Source organism: Amycolatopsis sp. VC5-11, from assembly GCF_037034185.1.
Classification (GTDB): Bacteria; Actinomycetota; Actinomycetes; order Mycobacteriales; family Pseudonocardiaceae; genus Amycolatopsis; species Amycolatopsis nivea.
Genome location: NZ_JBAGKF010000001.1, coordinates 214,921 through 240,362, shown reverse-complemented (window position 1 = coordinate 240,362; position 25,442 = coordinate 214,921). Strand labels below are relative to the sequence as shown.

Annotated in this window: 24 protein-coding genes and 1 tRNA gene; 15 read left to right on the top strand and 10 right to left on the bottom strand. The window is 68.0% G+C overall.

Translation table 11 applies throughout. From position 1 onward, the window contains the following. Positions 1-5: 5 nt before the first annotated feature. The 4 genes from WA670_RS01270 to WA670_RS01255 all read left to right on the top strand — a co-directional run bounded on the left by WA670_RS01270 (position 6) and on the right by WA670_RS01255 (position 5,710). The gene (locus WA670_RS01270; protein ID WP_037808327.1) at positions 6-860 is read left to right on the top strand and encodes an ESX secretion-associated protein EspG; all 855 of its coding nucleotides are present in this window, start codon (positions 6-8) and stop codon (positions 858-860) included. A gap of 773 nt (positions 861-1,633) precedes the next feature. Then, on the top strand, positions 1,634-2,224 hold the full coding sequence (locus WA670_RS01265) for a hypothetical protein (protein ID WP_238603950.1): 591 nt from the start codon (positions 1,634-1,636) through the stop codon (positions 2,222-2,224). Positions 2,225-2,372: 148 nt separating this feature from the next. Next, positions 2,373-4,514, top strand: coding sequence for a bifunctional MFS transporter/dTMP kinase (locus tag WA670_RS01260; protein ID WP_043827120.1), 2,142 nt, complete (start codon positions 2,373-2,375; stop codon positions 4,512-4,514). Then, positions 4,511-5,710, top strand: a complete 1,200-nt coding sequence (locus WA670_RS01255) for a DNA polymerase III subunit delta' (protein WP_043827121.1) — start codon at positions 4,511-4,513, stop codon at positions 5,708-5,710. The genes WA670_RS01260 and WA670_RS01255 overlap by 4 nt, the downstream gene beginning before the upstream one ends. A gap of 68 nt (positions 5,711-5,778) precedes the next feature. Here WA670_RS01255 and WA670_RS01250 read toward each other — a convergent pair whose 3' ends face one another. Continuing rightward, entirely contained in the window at positions 5,779-7,467 is a 1,689-nt protein-coding gene (locus WA670_RS01250) for a hypothetical protein (protein WP_051728625.1), read from the bottom strand. Positions 7,468-7,594: 127 nt separating this feature from the next. Here WA670_RS01250 and WA670_RS01245 point away from each other — a divergent pair. Then, positions 7,595-7,668, top strand: a tRNA-Thr gene (locus WA670_RS01245). A gap of 624 nt (positions 7,669-8,292) precedes the next feature. Then, positions 8,293-9,093, top strand: a complete 801-nt coding sequence (locus tag WA670_RS01240) for a DUF5131 family protein (protein WP_336156713.1) — start codon at positions 8,293-8,295, stop codon at positions 9,091-9,093. On the opposite strand, the gene tcmP is transcribed toward WA670_RS01240, so the two are convergent. The 4 genes from tcmP to WA670_RS01220 all read right to left on the bottom strand — a co-directional run bounded on the left by tcmP (position 9,053) and on the right by WA670_RS01220 (position 12,561). Further along, positions 9,053-10,195, bottom strand: coding sequence for a three-Cys-motif partner protein TcmP (tcmP, locus tag WA670_RS01235; RefSeq protein WP_336156712.1), 1,143 nt, complete (start codon positions 10,193-10,195; stop codon positions 9,053-9,055). The two genes, WA670_RS01240 and tcmP, sit on opposite strands and share 41 nt — an antisense overlap. Positions 10,196-10,400: 205 nt before the next feature. Then, positions 10,401-11,054: a hypothetical protein gene (locus WA670_RS01230; RefSeq protein ID WP_336156711.1), complete on the bottom strand. Its 654-nt coding sequence runs from the start codon at positions 11,052-11,054 to the stop codon at positions 10,401-10,403. Beyond that, positions 11,051-11,368: a helix-turn-helix transcriptional regulator gene (locus tag WA670_RS01225; protein ID WP_336156710.1), complete on the bottom strand. Its 318-nt coding sequence runs from the start codon at positions 11,366-11,368 to the stop codon at positions 11,051-11,053. Before WA670_RS01225 ends, WA670_RS01230 begins: the two co-directional genes overlap by 4 nt. Positions 11,369-11,757: 389 nt before the next feature. Then, a complete protein-coding gene (locus tag WA670_RS01220; RefSeq protein ID WP_336156709.1) occupies positions 11,758-12,561 on the bottom strand; it encodes a hypothetical protein in 804 nt (267 codons plus the stop codon). 251 nt (positions 12,562-12,812) lie between these two features. Between WA670_RS01220 and WA670_RS01215 the strand changes: the two genes are divergently transcribed. Further along, positions 12,813-13,148, top strand: a complete 336-nt coding sequence (locus WA670_RS01215) for a hypothetical protein (protein ID WP_336156708.1) — start codon at positions 12,813-12,815, stop codon at positions 13,146-13,148. Here the strand turns inward: WA670_RS01215 and WA670_RS01210 are convergent. Beyond that, complete coding sequence (locus tag WA670_RS01210) at positions 13,145-13,603, bottom strand: SRPBCC family protein (RefSeq protein WP_336156707.1); 459 nt, start codon at positions 13,601-13,603, stop codon at positions 13,145-13,147. The genes WA670_RS01215 and WA670_RS01210 overlap by 4 nt on opposite strands. 110 nt (positions 13,604-13,713) lie before the next feature. Here WA670_RS01210 and WA670_RS01205 point away from each other — a divergent pair, with 110 nt between their 5' ends. From WA670_RS01205 to WA670_RS01195, 3 genes are all read left to right on the top strand, one after another. Continuing rightward, positions 13,714-14,145 (top strand): SRPBCC domain-containing protein, encoded by a 432-nt coding sequence (locus tag WA670_RS01205; protein ID WP_336156706.1) that lies wholly within the window; start codon positions 13,714-13,716, stop codon positions 14,143-14,145. Beyond that, positions 14,135-14,470: an ArsR/SmtB family transcription factor gene (locus WA670_RS01200; RefSeq protein ID WP_134728489.1), complete on the top strand. Its 336-nt coding sequence runs from the start codon at positions 14,135-14,137 to the stop codon at positions 14,468-14,470. The genes WA670_RS01205 and WA670_RS01200 overlap by 11 nt, the downstream gene beginning before the upstream one ends. A gap of 103 nt (positions 14,471-14,573) precedes the next feature. Then, the gene (locus WA670_RS01195; RefSeq protein WP_336156704.1) at positions 14,574-15,020 is read left to right on the top strand and encodes a hypothetical protein; all 447 of its coding nucleotides are present in this window, start codon (positions 14,574-14,576) and stop codon (positions 15,018-15,020) included. Positions 15,021-15,067: 47 nt separating this feature from the next. On the opposite strand, the gene WA670_RS01190 is transcribed toward WA670_RS01195, so the two are convergent. Next, positions 15,068-15,526 carry a GreA/GreB family elongation factor gene (locus WA670_RS01190; RefSeq protein WP_037808306.1) on the bottom strand — a complete coding sequence of 153 codons (459 nt, stop codon included), beginning with the start codon at positions 15,524-15,526 and terminating at the stop codon, positions 15,068-15,070. 122 nt (positions 15,527-15,648) lie between these two features. On the opposite strand from WA670_RS01190, the gene WA670_RS01185 reads away from it, so the two are divergent. The 3 genes from WA670_RS01185 to glyA all read left to right on the top strand — a co-directional run bounded on the left by WA670_RS01185 (position 15,649) and on the right by glyA (position 18,210). After that, entirely contained in the window at positions 15,649-16,236 is a 588-nt protein-coding gene (locus WA670_RS01185; RefSeq protein ID WP_037808304.1) for a TetR/AcrR family transcriptional regulator, read from the top strand. A 19-nt stretch (positions 16,237-16,255) separates the two neighbouring features. Further along, positions 16,256-16,774, top strand: a complete 519-nt coding sequence (locus WA670_RS01180; protein ID WP_043827126.1) for a gamma carbonic anhydrase family protein — start codon at positions 16,256-16,258, stop codon at positions 16,772-16,774. A 167-nt stretch (positions 16,775-16,941) separates the two neighbouring features. After that, positions 16,942-18,210, top strand: a complete 1,269-nt coding sequence (gene glyA, locus WA670_RS01175; protein ID WP_037808297.1) for a serine hydroxymethyltransferase — start codon at positions 16,942-16,944, stop codon at positions 18,208-18,210. A gap of 40 nt (positions 18,211-18,250) precedes the next feature. On the opposite strand, the gene WA670_RS01170 is transcribed toward glyA, so the two are convergent. Continuing rightward, on the bottom strand, positions 18,251-19,387 hold the full coding sequence (locus tag WA670_RS01170; protein ID WP_037808295.1) for an RNA polymerase sigma factor: 1,137 nt from the start codon (positions 19,385-19,387) through the stop codon (positions 18,251-18,253). After that, positions 19,384-19,791 (bottom strand): YciI family protein, encoded by a 408-nt coding sequence (locus tag WA670_RS01165; protein ID WP_037808293.1) that lies wholly within the window; start codon positions 19,789-19,791, stop codon positions 19,384-19,386. Before WA670_RS01165 ends, WA670_RS01170 begins: the two co-directional genes overlap by 4 nt. 205 nt (positions 19,792-19,996) lie before the next feature. Here WA670_RS01165 and WA670_RS01160 point away from each other — a divergent pair, with 205 nt between their 5' ends. Beyond that, a complete protein-coding gene (locus tag WA670_RS01160; RefSeq protein ID WP_037808290.1) occupies positions 19,997-21,646 on the top strand; it encodes an MDR family MFS transporter in 1,650 nt (549 codons plus the stop codon). A 57-nt stretch (positions 21,647-21,703) separates the two neighbouring features. On the opposite strand, the gene WA670_RS01155 is transcribed toward WA670_RS01160, so the two are convergent. After that, complete coding sequence (locus tag WA670_RS01155) at positions 21,704-22,222, bottom strand: inorganic diphosphatase (RefSeq protein WP_037369183.1); 519 nt, start codon at positions 22,220-22,222, stop codon at positions 21,704-21,706. A gap of 172 nt (positions 22,223-22,394) precedes the next feature. Between WA670_RS01155 and dacB the strand changes: the two genes are divergently transcribed. Next, the gene (dacB, locus tag WA670_RS01150; protein ID WP_240691268.1) at positions 22,395-25,349 is read left to right on the top strand and encodes a D-alanyl-D-alanine carboxypeptidase/D-alanyl-D-alanine endopeptidase; all 2,955 of its coding nucleotides are present in this window, start codon (positions 22,395-22,397) and stop codon (positions 25,347-25,349) included. Positions 25,350-25,442: the final 93 nt, after the last annotated feature.

The window sequence follows — 25,442 nt, the reverse complement described above, 5'->3', positions numbered from 1 at the left end:
CCAGGGTGTTCAATGACGGGGTGAGCAGTTCAGCACCCGTCGTCTTCGACGTCATCGACGAGGTCATCGGACCGCTGCGGGCCGAGATGCCGCAGCGGCCTTCGGTGATGGAGTTCTACGACCCGCATTTCGAGGTGCCGCCCGTGCTGGCCGAGGAGGAGCCCGCCGGAGCGGCTTCGGGACTGAGCCTCGCCGAGGAGGTCCGGCAGTCGTTCGGGCCGATGCTCGGCGCCGGCTTGGCCGAGGAGGTGGAGCAGTACACGCGCTTCGTCGCCGGGATGGCCGCGCTCGGCCTCGCCGCGGACGGGGAGGTGACCGCCGAGGCGGTCGAGCTGTACCGAGTGCTGCGCGGCGGGTTCATCCGGGGAGTGGTCACCGGGGTGTTCCCGGCGAGCGAGGAGCCGTGGGAGGTGCGGTTCTTCGGAGACGAGGACTTCACCACGGTGATGAGCAAACTGGGCCGCCGGGCGCGGCTGCGGTCCGGAATGCTCAGCGCACTGCCGGGATGGGTGTTCGACGGCCTGCCCGATCGCCCGCCCGGCCCTGGTCCCGCCGTGCGCATCGAAACGGACGACAGCGGCCTGATCCCACGGGAGGCGTGGGGAGACCTGGACGTCATCCGGCAAGCCGTCGCCCGGCCCCGGCAGGGAACGGTGCTGGTGGACCTGGCGGTGCGGGACGCGGTGCTGGCGGAGTATCCGCACGGCGCGTTCGGATTGGTGGACAACGATCAAGGGAGGTACCAGTTCCGAGCCGCCCCGCGAGGCGGCGGCAGAGGCGGATGGGTGGTGACGTGGTCTCCGGCTACCCGGGGGACTGCCGAGGCTTGGATTGTGGAGGCGGTGCGCAGCCATGCTTGACCGGGTGTGAGGGGGCTGGGCTGGTCTTAGGCGGCCGAGCCCGGGGAGAGCCCGTGTGAGTCCGATGCGGTCCAACTGGGCTCGGCGCGGTCGGTCGTGTTCGGGAGGGCCCGGGCGGGGGCCAGCTCGGCTGGGCTCGGCGTGGTCCGGTTGGGCGTGGGCGGTCCGGTCGTGCTCGGGAGAGCCTGGCTGAGCGCGGGTTTGTTTGCCTGAGTTCGAGCCAGCCCGGCTGGAGCTGGGGCGGTCCGGCTGAGCGTGCGACGGGTCCTGCCGAGCGGTGCTGATCCAGGCTGGGCTCCGGCCGCGGTTGGCTGGGGCGAGCGTGGCTCAATCGCGCTCAGCGCCTTCCCGAGGCGGACGTTGTCGGTTCATTGGTCCCGACTGAGGCGTCCAACCCGGCCGCCTGCCAGCTCGGTCGAATCGCAAGCCCAGCTGTCTGCGAGCCGTGCCGTTCTGACGGCTTGGCTAGCAGGTCGACGGGGCCACCCGGTTCGGCCGCGGACCTCACAGCCCTGCCTGCCCGCCGGCCATTCAGCCCCTACAGCCAGTCAGCCTTGCCCCCCTAAAATCAACCCCGCTCCACCACCACCGGAAGCCACAGTTTCCGCCGCCAAAACCCCTCCCCGAGCCCGTCCGCAGGAGGTCACTGGTCCGGGTGGCGCGCCTTCCCCCGGGCGCGGGCAGTAGTGGTTCTGCGGCCATTGGGTGGATGCGGGGACCGGTACTCTCGCCGACACTGGACTCGGCGGACATTCCGTAGTGAGGTGGTCACCATGAGCACGAGCGACGGGACTCCGTTTTTTCCCGCCTCCGGGCCTGACCGGGACGGGACGTTGGCCGGTGACGTCGGCGAGGTCGGGGGCGAGCGGTTCTCCGATCCGTTGTCCGGGTTCGAGATGGCGTCCAACCGCGCGCCCCGGCCGCTGCCGACTGCCAAGCCGGTTCAGCATGACCCCGAAGAGGTCAAGCGGATGGTCGAGGCCGCGCTCAAAGAGGAAGCCAAGAAAAAAGAAGTCGTCAAGACGCCGAATCCGATTCCGCCTTCCGACCGGCCGGATCTGGTTCCGCTCGGGTTGCTGCCCCGGCAGCGGACCTGGCCGACCAAGGCTCCTCAGCTGCTGAAGAAGGTGCCCCGGCCTCGGCCGAAGCGGGTTACCGAGATCGCTGACGACGACATCGAGGAAGAGCTCGCCGAGCGGCAGAGCCGGCGTGGGATGCCCTCGCTCAGCATGCCCAGCTTCGGGCGTCCGTCCAGCAGCACGGCGGGCGTGGTGCTCGCTGTGGTGTTGCTCATCGTGTTCGGAATCGTGGCGATCGAGCTCATCGCTAGCCTGGTGAGCAGTGTGAAGGGGCTGTTCGGCTGACACCCGCTGACCTCGGATATCACGGGGCGTGCCCTCCTCCCGTGCGCGGCGGGACTACCCTGGCTGCTACACGGTCGGGGGATCCGCCGGGGTCGCCTGACTCCGCCGTGACAAGTGGGGTGGGCGTATCAGCGAGGGCGTACGGTCGGTGCCTGGCACCGGCCCGGGCGGATCGGGCGGGACGTCCACGATCCATCGGGCCCGCCGGGTGCTGGCGATCAAACCGTTCCGTCGGCTGTGGGGCGTCACGTATCTGTGCAGTGTCGCCGACTGGCTGAACCTGCTGAACCTCACCAGCCTGAGCACCAAACTCCTCGACAACTACTCCGCGCAGAACTACGCGTTCGTCGGCGTCATCGTCACCGCGCTGCTGCCCGGCCTGCTCTTCGCGCCGGTCGGCGGCCTGCTCGCGGACCGGTTCGACCGGCGCAAGATCATGGTCGTCTGCGACCTGCTGCGCTGCGGGTTCCTGCTGTCGATCGCGGTCGTCGGGGCGCCGTGGTGGCTGTTCGTGGCGAACTTCCTGGTCGGCTGCTGTTCGATCATGTGGATCCCGTCCAAGGACGCGGCGGTGCCGAACCTGCTGCGCCGCCCCGAGCAGGTCGAGACCGCCAACCAGCTCGGCATGGTGATGACCTACGGCCTCGCCGTCATCACCGCCGCTGGGGCGAACGCGCTGATCCAGGGCGCGAACTCCACGTTCCACCTGTTCCAGGGCCCCGGCGTCGACCTGTACATCGCCAAGGTCGTCGTCGTCATCACCGGCCTGCTGTACCTGATCAGCGGCATCCTCGTCGCCACCCGCATCCCCGAGCTGTCCCTGCGCGACGTCCACTCGCTGCCGCAGCAGAAGGTCAAGCGGGCCGACGAGGAGAAGTTCGGCTTCGGCGCGATGATGCGCGACGGGCTGAAGTTCGTCCGCAGCACGCCGATCGTCCGCGGCCTGCTGATCGGTGCCTTCGGCGCGTTCGCGGCCGGTGGCGCGGTCATCGGCGCGGCCAAGCCGTACTCGTCGTCGCTGCTCGGCGGCGACGCGGCGTTCAACCTGCTGATGCTGGCCGTCTTCATCGGCCTCGCTCTCGGCATGGCGCTGGCCCCGAAGCTCGCGCACCGGCTGCCGCACGACCGGCTGTTCGGCATCTCGATCGTCCTCGCCGGGCTCGCGCTCGGCGTCGTCGCGTTGTCGCCGCACCTGGCGATCTCGGTCGGCGCGGTCGCCTTCGTCGGCATCTGCGCCGGCACCGCCTTCCTCACCGGCGTCACGATCATCGGCTCCCGCGTCGAGGACGCGATCCGCGGCCGGATCAACGCGATCTATCAGGCGATGCTCAAGATCGTGCTGTTCGGCGCGACGGTGGTCACGCCGGTGCTGATCGGCCTGGTCCGGCAGCGCAACGTCAACCTGTTCGGCACGCCGATCATCGTCGACGGCACCCGTCCGGTCATCCTCGGCGGCGGCCTGCTCGCGGTGCTGCTCGGGATCATCGCGTACCGGCAGATGGACGAGCGGCGCACCGAGAAAATCTTCAGCGACCTGCGCAACGCGCTGCGTCGCAACCCGCGCCGCGTCAACGGCTTCCTGATCGCCATCGAGGGCACCACCGCGGTCAACACCGCCGAACAGGCCGCTCGCCTCGCGCGCTGGCTCGGCACCGGCACCCGTCCGGTCGTCCTCACCGCCGACCCGGCGCTCGGCGAACAGCGCTTCCGCACCCTCGTCTCGGACGCTGCCCTCACCGGGGTGCGGGCGCAGGCGCTCGTCGCCGCGGCCGTGCGCGCCGAACTGGTGGAACGCCAGATCCAGCCCGCGCTCGACGCCGGGTCCGTCGTCGTCATGGAACGCTTCGTCGACTCCCCGCTCGCGTCGCTGTCCGCGGCGGGCGAGCTGGACCGCGACGAGCTGGAAGGCCTGGTCGACTGGGCCACCGGACGGCTCCGCCCCGACCTCACCGTGCTCCTCGACTCCGAGCACCCGGACGACCCGCAGCCGCCGCTGAAGGACCAGCTGTGGGTGCAGAAGCTGCTCGCCGAGATGGCCGCCGCAGACCCGGACCGGTACGTGGTGGTCGACGCCGAGGGCTCCGACGGCGACGTCGCGGGTCGCGTCCGCAGCGCCGTCCAGTCGGTCTTCGTCGGCTCGCTCGCCGGGCTCGCCCCGGCGGAACCGCCGGAGGAGGAGCCTGAGGACGCGGCTGTCGCGGACGTCGCCGAGGCGGCGGCCGCCGAAGCGGAAGCGACGCAGAACGGTGCGGACGCACTGCCCGTAGTGTCCAAAGTGGAGGATCGGTGACGACCCCGATCGGCGTCTGGACTGAGCTTGTCGGCCAGGAGCCTGCCGTGGAAACGCTGTCCACCGCGGCGGCCGCGGCGGCCAAGATCGTGGCCGGGGAACCCGTCGCGCCAGCGGCGATGACGCACGCCTGGCTGCTGACCGGACCGCCCGGCTCCGGCCGTTCGGTCGCCGCGCGCACGTTCGCCGCGGCCCTGCAGTGCAGTACCGGAACCGGTTGCGGCGCTTGCCCCGGCTGCCGGACGACGATGGCCGGCACCCACGCGGACGTGCGGCTCGTCGTCCCGGAAGGACTGTCCATTTCGGTCGCCGAGATGCGCGCGCTCGTGCAGGCGGCGGCGCGCCGGCCGACGACCGGCGAGTGGCAGGTCGTGATCATCGAGGACGCCGACCGGCTTACCGAAGGCGCTTCGAACGCGCTGCTCAAGGCCGTGGAAGAGCCGCCCGCCCGCACCGTTTTCCTGCTGTGCGCGCCCTCGGATCACCCGGAGGACGTCTCGGTCACCATCCGTTCGCGGTGCCGGTTGGTCCCGCTGCGCACCCCGCCCGCCGAGGCGATCGCGCAGGTGCTGATCTCCCGGGACGGCGTCGAGCCCGAGCGCGCCAACTGGGCCGCGGCGGTGTGCAACGGCCACGTCGGCCGCGCGCGCCGCCTCGCCACTGATGAAGCCGCTCGCCAGCGTCGCGCCACCGTGCTGCGGATTCCGCTCGGACTGCGCCGTCCGGACGACGTTTTCACCAGCGCCGACCAGCTGATCAGCGCGGCGGAAGCGGACGCGGGCGAGGAAAGCAAGGGTCGCGACGAGCAGGAACGCTCTGAACTGCGCACCGCGATGGGCGGCGACGGCACCGGCAAGGGCGTCGCCGGAGCGAAGCGTGCCGCAGAGGCCGCGGTGAAGCAGCTGGAGAAGCGCCAGAAGTCCCGCGCGACGCGAACCCAGCGCGACACGCTCGACATCGCCCTGGTGGATCTGGCCGGGTTCTACCGCGACGTGCTCGTGACGACCTCGCGTTCCGGTGCGACGCTGACGCATCCTGACCACGCCGAGCAGATCAACTCGGCCGCGGCGGCTTGGTCGCTGGAATCGACGATGCGCCGCCTGGAAGCCGTCCTGGAATGCCGCGAGGCGATCGGGCTGAACGTGAAGCCGCGGATCGCGGTCGAAGCCATGGTCACGACGCTTCGCCAAGGCTGACCCAGACCCGTTAACGAAAACGGCCCCCTCGCCAGCAGCGAGGGGGCCGTTCTCATTTGCCTAGCGCGTCAGTCGCGCGGATGCGGCGACGGCTTGAACGGCGTGTCCGGACCGCCGGTCGGCCGCTTCAGCACCAGCGCGGGTCGCCGCCGGTTCGGGAACGCCGCCACCATCACGACGCCGAGCAGCAGCATCGCCGTACCTGTCCAGAACAGCGGCACCGTGTCGTACGCGCCGTTCGTGTAGGCCAGGTGCTTCACCGGACCAGCCGGTGCGGCACCGCCCTGCGGCGGGGCGGGCGGAGTCGTCGTCGAACCGCACACGACGCCGCCGGTCGGGGCGTACGCGCGGGCGATCTGCTCGCCGAGCGACAGCTGCGCCAGCGACGACGGCAGGTTGTCGCCTGCCTGCGTCGGCAGCAGCTCCTTGAGCTTCTGCGTCGGCAGCACCTGGAGGTCGAGCAGCCGCGCGGCCGCGCCGATCTGGTAGCCCTTGAACGGCGTGGTCGCCTCGGACTGCTTCTGGTCCAGGTTCGCGATGCTCAGCCGCAGCACGCCGAGGTCGAGCACCTTCCCGGTGGTGTCGCCGAGCTGCTGCAAGCCCTTCGTCGCGGTGGCGACGAGGCCGCCGACCACCGGCACGTTGTCCAGCGCGCCGAACTGCTGGCTCAGCGGTGCGAGCGGCAGGCCGATCGGGATGTCCTTGGTCGGGTGCGCCGCGTCGAGCGTGTACAGCGTCTTGCCGCCGGCCGCGATGGTGATCACCGGAGCCTGGTAGTCGACCTTGGACGTCTTCGCGTCGCCGGTGGAGGTGACGGTGAGCGTCGGCTGGCTGGCCACCTTGAGGTTCAGCTCGAGCGGGGTGCCCTTGAGGATGTTGATGTCCGCCGCCTGCAGCGTGGACCTCGACTGCACCGCCTTGTTCTTCGAACCGGGGATGTCGACGAGCTTGACCTGCGACCGCGACGACAGCGTGTTCGGCAGGCTCAGCAGCGAACCGGTGCCCGTCGCGGGAGTCTGGCCGCTGCCGGGCAGCAGGCCGCCGAGGCTCTGCAGCCCGCTCTTCGGGTCGAAGCCCTGCGCGAGCTGGGTGCCGTCCGGCAGCTTCAGCCCGCCGCTGCCGAGCAGCGGGACCTGCGGAAGCGTCGGGATGACGTTCAGCAGCGACAGGCTCGCGACGGACGTGCTGGCGTCGGCGATCGTGTCCACGCACGGGCCGAGCGATTCGCTCCAGCGGGCGTGCGCGGTGCCGTTCAGCAGCCCGACGTTCAGCAGCGGGTTCGGCGGCGCGTTCAGGCCCCCGCTGATCTCCTTCGGGTTGTCCGGAAGCGCGGTCTGCACGAGGCTGCCCGGCGTCTGCGGAGCCTGGCCCCCGACGGCCAGCCCGAACGGAGACGACTGCGCGATCGACTTCTCGTAGGCCAGGTAGGCCTCCGAGTTCGCCGACGCGCTGGACAGGCCCATCCCGGCCTCGAGCGCGGACTGCTTCGGCAGCGTCTGGCCGAAGCCCGGAAGGATCGTGCTCGTGGTGACCGAGTTCGGCAGCAGCCGCAGGACGCCGAGCGCGGTGCCCGCGTCGCCCACCGCGTGCCCGAGCGGCTGCGGCCCGATGGGCGCCGACGCGGGCGGCTGCGAGGGGTTGTTCGGCTGCGGAATCGGCGTCGTGGGAATCTCCTGCGCACCGGCCGGCGCGGCCAGGAGCAGCAGCAACGCGGCAGTTGCGGGTACCGCCAGCGCACGGGGCAGTCTTCGCTGCATGTGCCGGGTCCTCCAGTGGATCGCCGGGTCGGGGGGTGAGACCGAAGTCATAGGAGCCTAACGACGCGGCCCCCGCAAGGTGACGCACCACGCCTCCGCTACACTGATGACCGTCGCACAGCGGCATGCCGCCTTAGCTCAGTCGGCCAGAGCGATTCACTCGTAATGAATAGGTCGGGGGTTCGATTCCCCCAGGCGGCTCCGCAGGTCAGGCCCCATCCGAGACTTCTCGGATGGGGCCTGACTCGTCTGGTGGGTGACTAAGTGGGTGACTACGGCGGCTGGTGGGTGGGTGGAGGAATTTCCGCAGGTTCACCCAGTTCGGGGAAGATTCGATCCGTCGTAGCCAGCCTGATCAGCTGGATCACTCGGCGAGTGTGGGTCTCAGGCTGCGCCTCGACCTCGGCTTGGTCTGTGACGGCTAGGCCACTAGTTCATCTAGACAGTGACGAAATGACTACATAACGTGACCTAGTAGGGCTGCGATCCTGCGTGGCAGCCAGGTCGATGCGCAGACAACGCATGGGCGCGGGCGAGGCACCGCGAGGCGATGTATCGGGTCTCAGTACGCCGCCGGAATGGCCGACCGGATGGGGCTAATCAAGACTTCCTAGAAGGTGGCTAGTAGACGCTTCGAACGACGTAACGCGATCATGTCGAGTAGGAAGTCGCGGTGGTCGAACGCGTTGGGCAGGTCTGTTACGACGTAAGTGATGGCGCTGGTCAGGTCAGCGAGCTTCCATCGTGCGTTCTGGACTGACAGCGCATGCGCCCAGTGCGAGTACGCCAACTGGTGGAATGTCTCCAAGTTGACACTGGTCGAACATGTGTTCGAGGAGCTACTCTGTAGCTATGTCTGACAAGAGCGCGATCGAGTGGACTGAGGCGACGTGGAACCCAACGACTGGGTGTGATCGCGTTTCTGAGGGCTGTGACAACTGCTACGCCCTAACCCTTGCGAAGCGGCTTAAGGCGATGGGTGTTGAGAAGTATCAAACTGACGGTGATCCACGCACGAGTGGTCCGGGATTCGGAGTTGCATGGCATGAAGATACCTTGTCCGCTCCGTACTCTTGGCGAAAACCGCGCCTGGTATTTGTTAACTCAATGAGTGATCTTTTTCACGCTCGTGTTCCGGTGGCATTCGTGCATGACGTATTTCAAGTTATGCGTGAGACACCGCAGCATACTTATCAAATTCTGACCAAACGTAGCAAGAGGATGCTTCGGTTGGCTCCAAGCCTTCAGTGGCCGGAAAACGTTTGGATGGGTGTCAGCGTTGAATCAGCCGATCAATTTGATCGGGTAAGTCATTTGCATGCTGTTCCCGCTGCGGTCAGGTTCCTATCGTGTGAGCCATTGCTGGGGCCTTTGTCGGGAATTCCACTCGATGGGATCGACTGGGTGATCGCTGGCGGGGAAAGTGGGCCGAATGCGCGATCACTGGACCCTGAGTGGGTCCGTGAGATTCGCGACAGGTGTCGCGAGTTCTCCACGCCTTTTTTCTTTAAGCAGTGGGGAGGGGTGCGTGCAAAGAGTGGCGGTCGCACGCTTGACGGTGAACTATGGAGTGAGATGCCGGCTCCTAGGCGCGCTCCACGTACGCTCGCTGAAGCTTCCCTGTAGGAACTACCTTGATGATGTTCCGAGTTTTCAGGAGCTTTAGCGCGCTTCGAATGTGCGTTTCGCGAGCCAGTCCCAATGTGCGACCAAGTAGTTCGCCGAGTTTGCTTTCAATAATGAAGCCGGGTTGACTGTTCAGTATTAATTCGATGTTGGTTGCTATCTCGTCAATCCACGCTTCTTTGTTATCGTCGAAGCTAAGTCCACGCAGTTCTTCTTGGCCGCCGGCGGCTTCTTCGCGGCGCGATGCGAGCCATTGTCGCCACTCCTGGCGAGCCATGGACATCGATCGCGCCATCTCCCATAGGCCATCCCAGTGGCGCGTGAAGAGGATTAGCTCATAGACTGGCTTTGCTTCCAGTGAGTCGGCAACGTTCGCAGTTATTGTGCCATAATTTGCGGCCTGGCAGACGCGGTTTGCGTAGCCATGTAATACTTCCTGGACCCAGCCTTCGCTCTCATTTCGAGCTAACTCTTGCCACCAATCACCGCCGAGTGCTTCGTTGAGAGCTCGAATTTGTCCTTCTTTTGCCGGGTACTCTTTTTCGCTGCGAACCACGCCCGAAATTCGCCGGACTGCCTCGTATGAGAAGTTCATGAGAAGCTCGGTCTTAGGCTGCTGGAAGCTCGGCGTCGCTGGCTTGTCTCGTGAGGTAAGGACGTGAACGACACGTTCAAAGGGGATCGTTAGACCGTAGGGGTCAAGGAAGACAAGAAGAGGTAGTCCGTCGGTCTTCGACAAGACGTCGTCGACATGCTTTTCAACCGGTCCCTGGCGGACCTCGTACGTGGACGGATCGACGCCCTTACTTTTCAGTAGATCGGAAAGCTTGTCGCAGTAGTCCTGCTCCTTCTCGCTAAAAACTGAGTACACTGATCGCAAGCTCGCCATAGCCACTGCTGTGTCGACCAGTAGTTCAGGTGATCCCGGATTTTCGTCCTCGTAGCGTCCAGGGCCAGAGTAAGCGTCGTAAACGACTAGCTTATTGTTGGCTGACGTCGAGCCAACTTTTCCTGCCCAGGCGGGAGTGTAACTCTTCAGCAGCTTATGCTTATAGATCGCCGCAGCTTGAGGGGAAAGAAAGAAATTCTTGTTGCTGCTCATCGACTCAATCCCCTCCGTGTCCTGATCCGAACAGACAAGGATAGTTGCAGATGTGGCGATGATCGATCCGCCAGTCCGGTGGTGCCGCCGCTCGGTCTGCGAAGGCTTACCCGAGGTGTCACTCCAGGCTTCGGGACGAATCGTACGTGTGTTCTATGGCGAAGTATGCGTTGTGCTCGTCGGCGGCGTTTGTGGGGCGCGTCTTTTAGACGCTGTGCCCCGCGTCCTCGATCGGATCCGGTGCATTCGTGCTAGAGCAGCGACGGCATGTTGTAGTGTGCTGTCTCCTGCGCATCTGAGTGTGAGGATCAAAATCGATGTCGATAATGTGCTCCCGCTGAAACTTGATTTTGCTGCCGATATCCAGCCGTGGAAAGCCTAGAGGTCTGTTTGCTAGGGAGCCGACGAACGTTCGATTACCTACCTTTTCAACGATTACCCACATCTTTTCGCTCCAGCCGTCGCTTTGATCAAACATCAGCTTGACGACGGTGCCGGGTTCTATTGCGTCCTTTTCTTCCTCCTCTGGGATCCAGAACGACCCGGGATGAAGGCGATTTAGTTTGACTCCCGATTTGAGCTTCCAGTGCAGGATGACCCGACCTGTGAGTGCCCATCTGATGCGCGGGCCAAGTCCGTCAAATATCGCTGTTTCGATCTGCTCGGCGACCCAGAATGGACGCTTAAGGCGCGGAACCTCGTACAGTTCGGCAATCAACTCTGCTCGCCGAGGGTCGTCTCGCTCGTAAACCATAACGACGAGGCGCAGCACGAAACCGGGCGCGAAGCCGTACAGGAGGATTGCAATCAGCAATGTAGGCCACGAGGCCACGCTCTGGAGTAGTTCGGTTACGTTCACGCGAACCGCCCGACTAGGCCGGGAAGGTTGGTGAAGCGAGCGTCGCGGCGAGCGTCGACAAGGATGCCTCCGAGTGCCAGTCGTCCCTTGTCCGTCAGCTCGTAGTACCGGCGGGGCGGACGCTTGCCTTTGATGGTTGCGGGATCTTCCCAGCCGTCGACGAGCCAACCTTCGTCCAACATTCGCGTCAAGATCGGGTAGAGCACGCCAGACCGGACACCGGCCGCCTTGGACAGGTGGTAGCCCCAGTGGCGACCGGTCGGGTTGTCCAGTATGGCGATCGTCACCTGGACTAAAGCATGTGTCTTCCGCACGCCTCGTAATCTACATAGGTAGTTTACGGGTGTCCACTGTGCGTGGGCCCTCGCGCGAAGATGGCGGCAGGACCTCGCGCCTCGAACGAGCTGAGTGACATCTGGGTGCATGTCTGCCAAGAGGCTCTTCGGGGCTCTGGGGCCTGGCGGGTGACTAAGTGGGTGACAATCGGGGTGACTAACTCCGGACGTGCACGGACGTTCGGGGACGGTGTATACGCAGGTCAGAGCCCTACGACCGAGGTCAACGAGTGACGAAATCCGCTCGTAATGAATAGGTCGGGGGTTCGATTCCCCCAGGCGGCTCCACGAATCAGGCCCGTCCGAGACACCTCGGACGGGGCCTGATTCGTTCGGCAGGCAACCCCGAGATTCACCCGTTAGGGGAGTTAGCTCCGTTCGGCGAGCAGCTCCAGCCCGCCGGACCCGAGGCGCAGGACGAACGGGACCAGTTCCGTCGTCTCGTACGGCGAAGCGAGGACCTGCTTCCGGACGGTGTCCGCCATGTCGGAGCCCTCCCTGGCGACGTACATCTCGTCCGGGCAGGGCAGGCCGACGATCAGGTTTCCGGTCCCGAGGTGCGGTGCCAGCTGGGCATGCAGATCGGGCAGCGCGAGTGCGGACGCCGCCAGCTGGTTCTCCCTGGCCAGCGAGACCAGCACGTCCTCGCCCGAACTGCGGATCTCGAACTTCAGCCCGCGGACTAGGGCACCGAACCCGACGTCGAACAGTTTCTCGAGCGGCGCGCCCATCTGCTCCTGCTCGTGCCGGGTGATGTGCTGCATCCCGATCTTGCCCTCCGGGGTCCGCGACACCACCGCGAGCGCGACCGACACCTTGCCGGGCACGAGTGGGCGGTGTGGCAGGGCCTCGAGCAGTTCGGCGCGCGGCGAGGACGCGCTCCAGAGGATCGGCAGGATCTCCTCGGCGCTTTTCCGCTGCTCGGTTTCGGCCATTACGGCGCGTGCTTCGGCGAAGGCGCGGTCCCATTCACCGGGACCCGGCCGGGGGAAACTGTAGGTGCACTCGGCCTTCCGGAAATTCTTGGCCATGAATTTCTGGTCGGCCGCGGAGGGCTGCCATTCGCTGTATACGGCCAAAACCGCGGACCCGCGCACCTTGTGCTGCTGCCGGATGCTCCCCCACGCCTGCTCGACCGCGTCCTCGGCCTGGGTGGGCGCGCTGGCCAGCACCGGTTCGGGGAGGCCTTGATCCGGAAGACGACGAGGTTCTGGGAAACGTCATCGTTCATGAGATTTCCCTGAAGGAAAAGGATCTTCGCATGCGTCCTAGCTACCACAATCGGTGCGCAGTCCGGCGAGGCTGAACGAGAGCATGCGCCGCCACGCGTCCGGGGTTGCCTCAACGGTCTCGCGCACGATCAGCGCGTTCGTGAAGATCAGCAGCATCAGATCGTCGGACGTGACATCCGCGCGCAGCGGTTTTGGGGGAGCTGCGCGACCGCGGCGAAGGCAGCATCCTGATCAGCCAGAGCGTCTCGGCGACGCAGCCCGCGCCTGTCCTGAGCGGCATCGGCCCGGCGATGGCGGCGACCCGCAACTACATCCAGAGCCTGTCAGCGGAAATCTCGCCGCACGGCGTGCACGCGGCGACGCTCCAGATCGGAGCCATGATCAGGGGCAGCGCCGTCCATTCCGCACTGCTGTCCGGTGCCCTCGGACCCAATACTGAGTTTCCGGAGATCGACCCGGCCGACATCGCGGAGACGCTGTGGGAGATGCACGCCAAGCGTGACGCCTCCGACCTTCAGCTTCCCTAGCTGCGTTGCGGGGCAGCGGATTCCGGGATCGGCTCGCCGACGCCAGTCGTCAGCAGCGCGTGCAGGCTCGTGTTGACGCAACTCGTCCAGCCGCGCGAGCACTCGCGGTAGCAAGCCTGGTCCGGAGTGAGGCCGTGGTGCGTGAAGCGCAGCGTCGTCCCGTTCGGGCCTGGCGTGATGTCGAAGCTCATCCGGGTGTCGGTCCATTCGTCCGGCTGATCCGTGAAGGCGACGTACGCGTCCTCGACGTGCCAAGCGACGCGGCGGCCGGGCACGAGCTCCGTGACACGGATCCGGGTCGACGGGATTCCCTTGTCCACAAAGGAAAACGCGTCGCCGACCGCGGTCGCGATGCCGGTGATCGTTTTGCTGAACCAGGCTCGGACGTCGGTGACCGCGGCGAAGACCTCTTCGGGGGTGCGGTCGACGGTCAGCTCGGTGGTGAAGGAGTTCATCGGTCTTCCTTTCGCCAAGTAATGCAACTGAATGGTTGCGATATTATGGCAACCATCTGGTTGCGTCAATGGGGTGTGGTTGCCTAGGCTCGGTCCGGAAGGAGCACGACATGGGGTTTCCCGACCGCATCGAGCGGACGGTCGAGCTGGCGCAGCCGCCCGCGACGGTGTGGACGGCGCTGACCACCGCGGACGGCCTGAGCGCCTGGTTCGGCGACGAGGCCGAGATCGACCTGCGTCCGGGCGGGCTCGGCCGGGTCGCGTGGATCGGGGACCGCACTGCCGAGATCCGGGTCGAGCGCGTCGAGGAGCCCGCGGTGTTCGGCTTCACCTGGCAGGTCGACGGGATGCCGGAGGACGACCCGCGGCGCACGTACGTCGAGTTCACGCTGCGGGCCGAGGGCGGCGGGACCCGGCTCACCGTCGTCGAATCCGGGTTCGCGCAACTGCCGGACGGCCAGTACCCGGCGACCTACCGTTCGCACGTCGAAGGCTGGGCGCGCGAACTGGACGAGCTGGCGGCCAGTCTCGATGGCAGCTGACTCCGAAGCGGTCGCCGAGCAGGTATTCGCCGCGCTCGCCGATCCGACCCGGCGCGCGATCCTCGCCGAGCTGGCCGCACGCGGTCCGGCGACCGCGACGGACCTGGCGGCGCGGCTTCCGATCACGCGGCAGGCAATCGCCAAGCACCTCGGCCTGCTGTCCGACGCCGGGCTGGTCGCCGCCGAACCTGGTGAGCGCCGCCGCGTGCGGTACCGGCTCGATTCCGCGCCGATGCGGGTCGCGCAGCAGTTCCTCGCGGCGCTCGCGCGGGACTGGGACGGTCCGCTCGCCGCGCTGCGGGCTCATCTCGACGGCGAAGAATGACCCGCGATTTCACTCATGTGAGGGACGGAGTCGGCCGACTGGCCAGCGGCAAAGGGCCGGAAGAACGAGGGCGGGGCGCGCCGGTCTCGGTTGACTGGAAGCCATGAACAGCGTGCGGAACAAGGCGGTACTGGCCGCGACCGGGATCGTGGCTCTGGCCACGGTCGCGTCGTGCGGGCTCGGCGCCTCGGTCGAGGAGAAGTCGAACGGCCACGTGAAGGCGGTTTCCTACGACACCGGAAAGCAGGGCAAAGCCAACGCGGACGCCCGGCTGCCGTCGTGGGTGCCCGACGACGCGAAGTCAGTCACCGAACTGATCCGCACCACCGGTTCGGAACGGATTCTGCGCTACCAACCAGGTCCCTCCGGCCTGCCCGCGCTGTGCAAGCCGGGAAAGGCCGAGGCGAAAGCGCCGACGCTCACCGCGGACTGGTGGCCGGCGGGCGAGCACAAGCGGATGGACACGGACTGCGGCGGCTGGCACGTCGCGGTCGAGACCGACGGCGTGTTCGCCTATCAGGTCGAAACGGTGGCCAACGCCGACAAATAACAGCGGCCGCCCCGGGAACCGGGGCGGCCACTGTCTGTCCTCTGTGGTCAGTTGGCGGGCGGGGTCAGCTTCAGCACCGTCGCGGTGGCTTGCCCGCGCGGGGTGCGGTAGCTGATTTCCTCACCTGCCTTCGCGTTGGCCAGCGCGAGGCCGAGCGGGCTGTCGGAGGTGATCGCGTCCGCGTCCTCGCCGGGAAGGGTCACCACGGTGAACTCTTCCTCGTCACCGTCGGAAAAACGCAGCGAAACCCGCGTGCCGTCGGGAAGCAGCGAGCTGTCGTACGCGCCGTGCTCCAGCTTCGCGGTGACGTCGGCGATCTGCCGGTCCAGACGCGCCGCTGCCTCGGCGCGGTCGATCACGTCCGCCTGGTCGGCGGCGTCCCCCGTGCGTTCCTGCTCGCCGGGCTGCGGCGATAGCGCCTCGCGTTGCGCGCGCAGATCCGCGATTTCCTTCTCCAGCTGACGGCGCGCCGCCTCGCTGAGCCCCTTGTCCCCTGAGATCACCATGCCGGGCATTGTCCGCTGCGCGGACCGGGGTGGCCAATCCGGTTTTTCACCCGCCGGAAGACGTTGGGACGGCTGGCCTAGGATTCAGGGCTGCCGTCCTGACAAACGTAACGAGGATCACCGTGAGCGCCGTACCCGGTCGCAGCACCCAGCTGTCGCCCAACCAGTTGCAGAAACAGGAACTGATCGTCGAAGCCGCTCGCAAGGTCCTCGCCCGCGAAGGGCTCGCCGGCTGCACGGTACGCGCGATCGCCGAGGCCGGGCCGCTCACCAAGAGCGCGATCCACTACTACTTCGCCGACATCGACGTGCTCATCGACCGGGCGATGGCCGCGCACATCAACACTTTCGCGGCGGGGCTGCGCAAGGTCGCGGACAAGCACTCCGACCCGCGCAAACGGCTTTTCGCGGTGACCGAGGCCTACCTCGCCGAATTCGCCGACCGTCCGCGCGGCGCGTTCCTCTGGTTCGAGTACTGGATCGCGGCGGGCCGCGCGCAGCACCCGCAGGCGATCGACGCGATGCTCACCTCGATCACCGAACTGTTCGCCGAACTCCTCGCCCCGCTCGACGTCGACGATCCGCGCGCCCGTGCCCGCGCGCTGCTGAGCTATCTGCTCGGCGCGGTGGTGCAGCAACGCGTCCGGCCGCGGTCGTCCGCGAGCCTCCGCGGCGACATCGAGGCGCTCTGCTTCGCCGGATACCGCTGACGCCGCTTAGGCTCCCGGCATGCCTTTGTTCTCCTTGGACGGCGTCAGCCCGCAGGTCCACCCGGACGCCTGGATCGCCCCCACCGCCACCCTGATCGGCAACGTGACCGTCGAGAAGGACGCTTCGGTCTGGTACGGCGCGGTGATCCGCGCGGACTTCGGCCCGATCGTCATCCGCGAGGGCGCGAACATCCAGGACAACTCGGTGATCCACTCCGGACCCGAGATGACCGAGGTCGGCCGCAACGTGACCGTCGGGCACCAGTGCCTCGTGCACGACTGCACGGTCGGAGAACAGGCGTTGATCGGCAACGGTTCCACGGTGCTCGACCGCGCGGTGATCGGAGCGCGCGCGTTCGTCGCGGCGGGGTCGACGGTCACGCCCGGCACCGAGGTCCCGGCGGAGACGATCGCGATGGGCAGCCCGGCGAAGAAGTTCGTGGAGCTCACCGATTCCGCGCGGCTGTGGGTCGACCACAACGCGGCGGTCTACCAGGAACTCGCCCGGCGTCATCGCGGCGGCCTCGAGCAGGTCTGAGCCGTTTCCCGTCCGTTCCCGCGGACCGGACGGGGCTGGCGCGGTGCACTAAACTTCGTCCCGCAGCAGCGACTGGCGCCATTCAAGAGGTGGAGCACCACCGGGGAGCGACGACGAGGCCGGCACCGCGCGCCTGGGTGAGGGCCACTGCAGAGCCGGAGTACGCCATGACACACCAGCCCGCCCTGTCCGCACTGTCCTCGGCGGATCCGCAGATCGCGGGACTCGTCGAGGACGAGGCGAAACGCCAGCACGACAAGATCCGCCTGATCGCGTCCGAGAACTACGTTTCGCAGGCGGTGCTCGAAGCCACCGGAAGCGTGCTCACCAACAAGTACTCCGAGGGCTACGCGGGCAAGCGCTACTACGAGGGCCAGCAGTTCATCGACCAGGTCGAGCAGGTGGCGATCGAGCGTGCGAAGGCTGTCTTCGGCACCGACCACGCGAACGTCCAGCCGTACTCCGGTTCCCCGGCCAACCTCGCGGTGTACCTGGCGTTCGCGAAGCCGGGCGACACCGTGCTCGGCATGGCGCTGCCGGACGGTGGCCACCTCACGCACGGCTGGAGCGTGTCCGCGACCGGCAAGTGGTTCACGCCGGTCCGCTACGGTGTCCGGAAGGAAACCGGCCGCGTCGACCTCGACCAGGTCCGCGACCTCGCCCGCCAGCACCGGCCGAAGCTGATCTTCGCGGGCGGTACGGCCATCCCGCGCACCATCGACTTCCCGGCGTTCGCGGAGATCGCCCGCGAGGTCGACGCCGTGCTGGTGGCCGACATCGCGCACATCGCCGGCCTGATCGCGGGCGGCGCGCACCCGTCGCCGGTCGGCCACGCGCAGGTCATCACCACGACCACGCACAAGACGCTGCGCGGTCCGCGCGGCGCGATGATCCTCTCCGACGCCGAGCACGCCAAGGCCGTCGACAAGGCGGTGTTCCCCGGTCTGCAGGGCGGTCCGCACAACCACACGACGGCCGCCATCGCGGTCGCGCTGGGGGAGGCGCAGCAGCCGTCGTTCTCCGAGTACGCGCACACGATCGTCGCGAACGCCAAGGCGCTGGCCGAAGCGCTGGTCGAGCGCGGGTACGACCTCGTCTCCGGCGGCACGGACAACCACCTGCTCCTGATCGACCTGACCAACAAGGCGGTGCCCGGCAAGCCCGCCGCGCAGGCGCTGGACCGCGCGGGCATCGAGCTGAACTACAACACCGTGCCGTTCGACCCGCGCAAGCCGTTCGACCCGTCCGGCATCCGGCTTGGCACGTCGGCGATCACGACGCGCGGGCTCAAGCCGGAGCACCAGGTGCAGGTCGCGGACTGGATCGACCGGACCGTGACGGCTGCGGCCGCGCAGCAGGACGGCGCGCTGGACGCGATCGCCGCCGAGATCCGCGAGTTCCTGCAGCCGTTCCCGATCCCGGGCTACGCCGAGTGATGTCGTGAGCGGCGAAGCCGGTTAGAACCGGCTTCGCCACTCACGAGTTGTTGAGCCGCGCTGCCTGCCTGATCAAGTGAGCGCGCTCGGCCATGTTGGGTGCTTTCTCCGCCGCTTCGCTGTACAGCCGCGCGGCGGTCGCCAGATCTCCGTCCCGTTCGTGCAGGTAAGCCGCCACCGCGCGATACCGCGGCAGCTTGTCGTCCAACTCCGCCAGCGCCTTCAACCCGGCACGCGGCCCGTCCGCCTCGCCGACCGCGACCGCCCGGTTGAGCCGGACGATCGGGCTGTCGGTCAGCGCCAGCAGCTCGTCGTACCACTCGACGATCTGCACCCAGTCGGTTTCTTCCGCGGCTAGAGCGTCGGCGTGCAGCGCGGCGATCGCGGCTTGGGCCTGGTACTCGCCGAGCTGGTCGCGGGCCAGCGCCGCCTGGAGGATGTCGACGCCCTCGGCGATCAGCCGGGTGTCCCAGGTCCCGCGGTCCTGTTCGGCGAGCGGCACGAGGCTGCCGTCGGGTTTCGTCCGCGCGGCCCGGCGGGCGTGGTGCAGCAGCATCAACGCGAGCAGACCGGCCACTTCCGGATGGTCGAATCCCGCCGCGAGCTGCCGGGTCAGCCGGATGGCTTCGGCGGCGAGGTCGAGCTCGCCGGAGTAACCCTCGTTGAAGACCAGGTACAGCACTCGCAGCACGGTCGCGACGTCGCCGGGCGCGTCGAACCGCACGCTTGAGACGGTCTTCTTCGCCCGGCTGATCCGTTGCGCCATCGTCGCTTCCGGCACCAGATACGCCTGCGCGATCTGCTTCGTGGTCAACCCGCCGACCGCGCGCAGCGTGAGCGCGACGGCCGACGACGGCGTCAAAGACGGATGCGCGCACAGGAAGTAGAGCTGGAGCGAATCGTCCACCGCGGACGCTGGACCGGGCTGCGGCTCGGCGTCCATCGCCACTTCCCGGCCCCGGCGCGAGGACTCCGACCGCGTGGCGTCGAGGAACCGGCGCCACGCGGCGGAGATGAGCCACGCCTTCGGGTCGCGCGGCGGATCGTCCCGCCACGCGTCCAACGCGCGGATCAGCGCTTCCTGCACGGCATCCTCGGCCGACGCGAAATCCGCTCCGCGCCGGACGAGGATGCCGATCACCGCGGGCACGAGTTCCCGCAGCAGCTCCTCGTTCACTCGGTCACCGAAGGCGTGACGCCGTAGAACGGGCGCAGTTCGAGCCATTCGTGGATCGGCTTGCCGCCCGCTCCGGGAGCCGCGGAGAGCTCTCCGGCCAGTTCGATCGCACGGTCGTAGCTGTCGACGTCGATGATCATCCAGCCCGCGATGACGTCCTTGGTCTCGGCGAACGGGCCGTCGGTGACCGGCGGGCGGCCCTCGCCGTCGAAGCGGACCCACGTGCCTTCCGGCGACAGCGCCTGCTCGCTGACGAACTCGCCGGTCTCCACGAGCCGGTCGGCGAAGTCGCGCATGTACTGGATGTGGGCGGTGACCTCCTCGGGCGTCCACTGGTCCATCGGGACGTTGTTCACCGAAGCCGGCGCGCCGCGGTAGTGCTTGAGCAGCAGGTACTTGGCCATCGTGGTTCTCCTCCGTGCTGGTGGCGGCTCCTTGCCGGCCACGTTCGCGCCAGGGACGGAGCCGTCCGCCCGTTCTCGACATCGCCCGGCGAGAGATTAGCGTCACACGATATTTGGTTGATGAATGCAAGCTTTTCGGGAACAGTTGTGGCGAGCAAGTAGTTGAGAGATACAAGCAACTAGTACGGCACTGAGGGAGACCACCATGAGCGACACCGCCACTGCGGAAGGGGGCGCCACCACGAACGGACGGCTTTCACACCGGCAGATCCTCACGGTTCTGTCCGGACTGATGCTCGGCATGTTCCTGGCGGCCCTCGACCAGACCATTGTGTCCTCGGCGATGAAGACCATCGCCGACGAACTGCACGGACAGAGCCTCCAGGCCTGGGCCACCACCGCCTACCTGATCACCGCGACGCTTTCCACACCGCTGTACGGCAAGCTGTCCGACCTCTTCGGCCGCAAGCCGATGTACCTGACCGCGATCTCGCTGTTCCTCGCCGGTTCGCTGGCGAGCGCGATGGCCGGGTCGATGTACGAACTGGCCGCGTTCCGCGCGTTCCAGGGTCTCGGCGCCGGCGGCCTGATGTCGCTCGCGCTGGCGATCATCACCGACATCACCTCGCCGCGGGAACGCAGCCGCTACCAGGGCTACTTCATGGCCGTGTTCGGCGTCTCGAGCGTCGCCGGCCCGGTCGTCGGCGGGTTCTTCGCCGGGCTCGACTCGTTCGCCGGCCTCACCGGCTGGCGCTGGGTGTTCATGGTGAACGTCCCGATCGCGCTCGCCGCGCTGGTCGTGGTGACCAAGGTGCTGAACCTCCCGCACACCCGCGTCGACCAGAAGGTCGACTTCCTCGGAGCGGGCGCGCTGACGGTCGGCCTCGTGCCGCTGCTGCTCGTCGCCGAGCAGGGTCGCGAATGGGGATGGGGTTCGCCCGCGTCGCTGGCGATGTACCTGGTCGGCGCACTCGGCGTGGTCCTGTTCATCCTCCAGGAACGCCGGATGGGCGACGCCGCCCTGCTGCCGCTGCGGCTGTTCCGCAGCGGGGTGTTCCGGGTCTCGACGATGGTCACCGTGATCCAGGGCATCGGGATGTTCGGCGCGATGATGTCGCTGCCGCTATACCTGCAGATCGTCAAGGGCGCGACGCCGACCCAGGCCGGGCTGCAGATGCTGCCGCTCACCCTCGGGATCATGGTCGCGAGCCTCGGCAGCGGCCGGATCATCACCCGGACCGGCCGGTACAAGGGCTTCGCGGTCGCCGGACTCGGCCTGATGGCCGCGGCGGTCTTCTCGTTCTCGATGATCGGGGTGGACACCGCGCTCGGCGTGGTCATGGCCATCGCGTTCGTGCTCGGACTCGGCCTCGGCTCGACCATGCAGACGCTGACCCTGGCCGCCACGAACGACGTCACGCCCCGCGACATCGGCGTCGCGACCTCGTCGGTGACCTTCTTCCGGCAGATCGGCGGCACGGCGGGCACCGCGGTGTTCCTGTCGATCCTGTTCAGCACGGTCGGCGACCGGATCGCGGCGGCGGTCCGCTCGGCGATGGCCTCCCCGGCCTACACCGCGGCGCTGGCGCAGCACCCGGAGTTCGCCCGGCAGCTGGCCGGCGGCGGGCTCGACGTGAACGACACCTCGTTCCTGTCGACCCTCGACCCGGTGCTCGCCCGGCCGATCCTCGAAGGGTTCTCCAGCTCGATGAGCACGGTGTTCCTGATCGGCGGCGCGGTGCTGACCGTCGGGTTCGCGCTGGTCTGGCTGCTGCGGGAGAAGCCGCTCTCGGACAAGTCGGCCATGGAGCAGCGCGCCGAGCAGGAAGCGGGCGAACTGGCCCTCGCGGGCTGAGCGAGCAGTAAAAAGGGGCCGTCCACCAGGCAGGTGGACGGCCCCTTTTCGGTTGCCTCAGTGGTGCTCTTCGCCGTTGATCTCTTCCTTGGCGAGGCGGTCCTTCTCGCGCTCGTACGAACGGGCGATCTCCGACTCGGCGTCGGCGCGGCTCACCCAGGACGAGCCCTCGACGCTCTTGCCCGGCTCGAGGTCCTTGTAGACCTCGAAGAAGTGCTGGATCTCGAGCTTGTGGAACTCGTTCAGGTGGTGAATGTCCCGCAGGTGCTCGAGACGCGGGTCGTTCGTCGGGACGGCGAGGACCTTGTCGTCCGGGCCCTTCTCGTCGGTCATCCGGAACATGCCGATCGCGCGGCAGCGGATCAGGCAGCCGGGGAACGTCGGCTCCTGGACGAGCACGAGCACGTCGAGTGGGTCGCCGTCCTGGCCGAGCGTGTCGTCGATGAACCCGTAGTCGGCCGGGTACTGGGTCGCGGTGAACAGGGTCCGGTCGAGCTTGATCCGACCGGTCTTGTGGTCGACCTCGTACTTGTTGCGCTCCCCCTTGGGGATTTCGATCGTGACGTCGAATTCCACGGCCGTCCTCGCTGCTTCTCGAATCTCGGTGTCCCACGCGCTCGTGGGCGGCAACCTAATGACCTCGTTGACGTCACTAGTGTGGACTACGCCCCGTCGGCCGGTCGCGCCGATGTAGGCCAGACGGCATGTGACCTTGGCCCCTCCGGGGGCGGGTGAGAAGGAGTGGTGGGTGCCGGAAAACGACCAGCCGAGGTGGCCCACGGGCGACGAGGACACCTCGTCCCAGGCGGACCGGGCGACCTCCCGCCTCCCCCTGCCCAAGCGCGACGCGGGAGCCACCGCGCAGCTTTCCGTGCCGAACGTCACACCGGGCGACGGGCCGGGATCGTGGTTCCGGCCCAAAGTCGAACCGGAGGAAGTCCCCGGGCTCAACGCGCCCTCGGACGCTCCCGTCACGCCGCCGGAACCGCCCCGGTCGAACCTCGCGGACCGGATGAGCGGTGCGTCGGTGCCCGCCCGGCCGGAGGAGCCGAAACCGCAGGCGCCGTGGGTCCCGGTGGAGGGGCCGACCCGGTTCACGGCCGGGGTGCCGAGGCCGGGCGACAACGCGGGCCGTCCGGACGCCGAGGCGACGGTGCAGGCGTCGCAGCAGCAGCCGAGGCCGTCCGCGGAGGGGGCCGCGGAGCAGACGGTCCGCGCGCAGCCGAATGTTTCGCCTGGTCAGGGTGGGCAGCAGCAGTCGTCGCCCGCGTGGCAGGCCGCGCGGAAGCCGGGGAACTCGCTGTTCGAGCCCGCTGGGTCCGGCGCGGGGTCTTCGGACGAGGGGCAGGGGTGGAACCCGTTCCAGTCCGGCCGGCCCGCCGAGGCTGCCGAGTCCGCCGGGAAGCCGGGGCAGTTCGCCGCGTTCCGGGACGAAACGCCGGGAACGGGCGAGAACAGCCAGGGCTGGGCGGCGTTCCGGCCGGTCGTCGCGCGGGACGAGCAGGGGCAGGAGCCGCCCAAGGAGGGCTGGACCGCCTTCCGCGACGACTCCGGTCCCGCCGCGGGCCAGGACCAGTCGGGCCGGGGCGGAGAAGGAGCACCTGAGTTCCGGGGCGCGCGTTCCGATGGGCAGGCTCAATCCGGCCGCGCCGGGGAGGAACCGCAGGAGAACCGGACGGGCTTCCGAGGCGAACCGGCTCCCGGTTCCGCCGCCGCACGGCTCAACCCGGGTCAGCCTGGTCGCCAGGGGAACGAGTCGCAGGAGAACTGGGGGCGTTCCAGCGCCGCTCAGTCCGGTCGTCCGGGGGATGAGTCGCAGGAGAACTGGGGCCGCGCGAGCGCCGCTCAAGCCAGTCGTCCCGGGGACGAGTCGCAGGAGAACTGGGGCCGCTCCAACGCCGCTCAACCCGGCCGTCCAGGAGACGAATCGCAGGCGAGCCGGAACGAATCCGAAGCCGAGTCGTGGTCGCAGCAGATCGAAATCCCGGTCCGTCCTGCCCTGCCCGAACCAGCGCCCGGCACCGTCCCACCGGCGGGCGGCGGCCAGGTGCGGCCGATGCGCATCGACCCGACCGGGGGCCAGTTCCCGGCGGAGGCGACCGTCGGCATTCCGCGGCCGCCCGAAGGTTTCCCCGGTGAAGCGCAGCAGGGACCGTCCGAAGCGACCGTCGGCATTCCTCGTCCTGCGGAAGGCTTCGCCGAACGCCCAGGTCCGGAGCAGATTCCGCCGCGGGCTGCCGAGCAGCCTCCGGAACCGCCGTCCGGGGCCGGGCCGATTCCGCCGCAGGGTGACGCGCCTCGGCCGGAGGGCAAGAAGCCTCGCCGGAAGGCGTTGATCCTGGCGCTCGTCGTGCTGCTTCTGCTCGCCGCCGCGGGTGGGGCGTCGGCTGTGCCCGCCGTGTCCAACCGGCTTGGGTTGCCGTGGGCGCCGAACGCGCCGAAGGGCAGTGCGCCCGACCCCGCCGACGCCAGCCTCGCGCTGCACGGCCCGGACACGTCCGGTCAGGGGCCGTCCGCGAACGGCGTCGCCGCGAAGCTCTCCGGTCCCGCCGGGGCGGCCGCGTTGTCGCAGCTCAGCGGCAGTGTGATCGACCCGGCGAACGGCACCGTGCTGTGGGATCACGCGTCGAACACCCCGCTGACCCCGGCGTCGACCACGAAGATCCTCACCGTCGCCGCGGCGCTGCTCGCGATGGAGCCGACGAAGCGGATCTCCACCAAGATCGTCCAGGGTGCGCAGCCGGGCACGGTCGTCATCGTCGGCGGCGGCGACCCGTCGCTGACCGCGCTGCCGGTCGGCACCGATTCGCCGCTCTACCCGGGCGCGGCGCACGTCGACGACCTCGTCAACCAGGTCAAGAAGGCCGGCGGCGACGTCAAGAAGGTCCAGCTCGACGCGAGCGCCTTCAGCGGCCCGAACACCGCGCCGGGCTGGGAGCCGGGCGACGCGCCGTCGCTGTACGGCGCCCCGATCGTCCCGGCCATGACCGACGGCGGCCGCGGGAACCCGAAGGTCGACGAGACCATGCGCTCGGGCAACCCGGGGACCGCGCTCACCCAGCTCGTCGCGGACAAGCTCGGCGCGAGCCCAGCCGGTCCCGCCAAGGCTCCGGAAGGGGCGAAGGTGCTCGGCGAAGTCCAGTCGGCACCGCTGCCGGACCTCGCGTACGCGCTGCTGCAGATCTCCGACAACGTGCTCGCCGACTCGCTCGGCCGCCAGGTCGCCATGGCCACCGGTGGGGAAGCGTCGTTCGCCGGCGCCTCGGCCGCGGTGAAGAAGGTGTTGGCAGACCACGGGTTCGACGTCAACGGCCTGCAGCTGTTCGACACGAGCGGACTGTCCAATCAGAACAAGGTGCCGGCCAGGCTGCTGGCACAGGTGCTCGCCGCGGCGGCCGGTCCGGACGGCAAGGACCCGAACACGCCGAAGCTGCGTCCGCTGCTGGCCGGGCTTCCGGTCGCGGGCAGCCCGGAGGGCACCCTGCACGGCCGCTACCACTCGGGCGAAACCCAAGGGGGCAAGGGCTGGGTGCGGGCCAAGACCGGCACGCTCACCGGCGTCAACACCCTCGCGGGGTATGTGCTCGACAGCGACAACCGTGTGCTCGCCTTCGCGTTCATGTCCAACGGCTCGGAGAAGAATTCCGGGCAGGCGGCGCTCGACGTGCTGGCGACGGCCTTGCGGGGCTGCGGCTGCAAGTAGCCCGCACTGAGCCGACTCGCTGAACCGGTTCGGCTGAGCTGCCCACAAACGCGTACCGGAAGGTAGCGTCGGAGGCGTGAGCCAGGAAACCGA

Coding starts and splice junctions, on each gene's coding strand:
- WA670_RS01210 (WP_336156707.1), bottom strand. CDS start 13,603: ATGAACTCCTTCACCACCGAGCTGACCGTCGACCGCACCCCCGAAGAG.
- tcmP (WP_336156712.1), bottom strand. CDS start 10,195: ATGAGCAGCAACAAGAATTTCTTTCTTTCCCCTCAAGCTGCGGCGATC.
- glyA (WP_037808297.1), top strand. CDS start 16,942: ATGACACACCAGCCCGCCCTGTCCGCACTGTCCTCGGCGGATCCGCAG.
- WA670_RS01190 (WP_037808306.1), bottom strand. CDS start 15,526: ATGGTGATCTCAGGGGACAAGGGGCTCAGCGAGGCGGCGCGCCGTCAG.
- WA670_RS01240 (WP_336156713.1), top strand. CDS start 8,293: ATGTGTTCGAGGAGCTACTCTGTAGCTATGTCTGACAAGAGCGCGATC.
- WA670_RS01165 (WP_037808293.1), bottom strand. CDS start 19,791: ATGGCCAAGTACCTGCTGCTCAAGCACTACCGCGGCGCGCCGGCTTCG.
- WA670_RS01205 (WP_336156706.1), top strand. CDS start 13,714: ATGGGGTTTCCCGACCGCATCGAGCGGACGGTCGAGCTGGCGCAGCCG.
- WA670_RS01250 (WP_051728625.1), bottom strand. CDS start 7,467: ATGCAGCGAAGACTGCCCCGTGCGCTGGCGGTACCCGCAACTGCCGCG.
- WA670_RS01265 (WP_238603950.1), top strand. CDS start 1,634: ATGAGCACGAGCGACGGGACTCCGTTTTTTCCCGCCTCCGGGCCTGAC.
- WA670_RS01195 (WP_336156704.1), top strand. CDS start 14,574: ATGAACAGCGTGCGGAACAAGGCGGTACTGGCCGCGACCGGGATCGTG.
- WA670_RS01200 (WP_134728489.1), top strand. CDS start 14,135: ATGGCAGCTGACTCCGAAGCGGTCGCCGAGCAGGTATTCGCCGCGCTC.
- WA670_RS01160 (WP_037808290.1), top strand. CDS start 19,997: ATGAGCGACACCGCCACTGCGGAAGGGGGCGCCACCACGAACGGACGG.
- WA670_RS01180 (WP_043827126.1), top strand. CDS start 16,256: ATGCCTTTGTTCTCCTTGGACGGCGTCAGCCCGCAGGTCCACCCGGAC.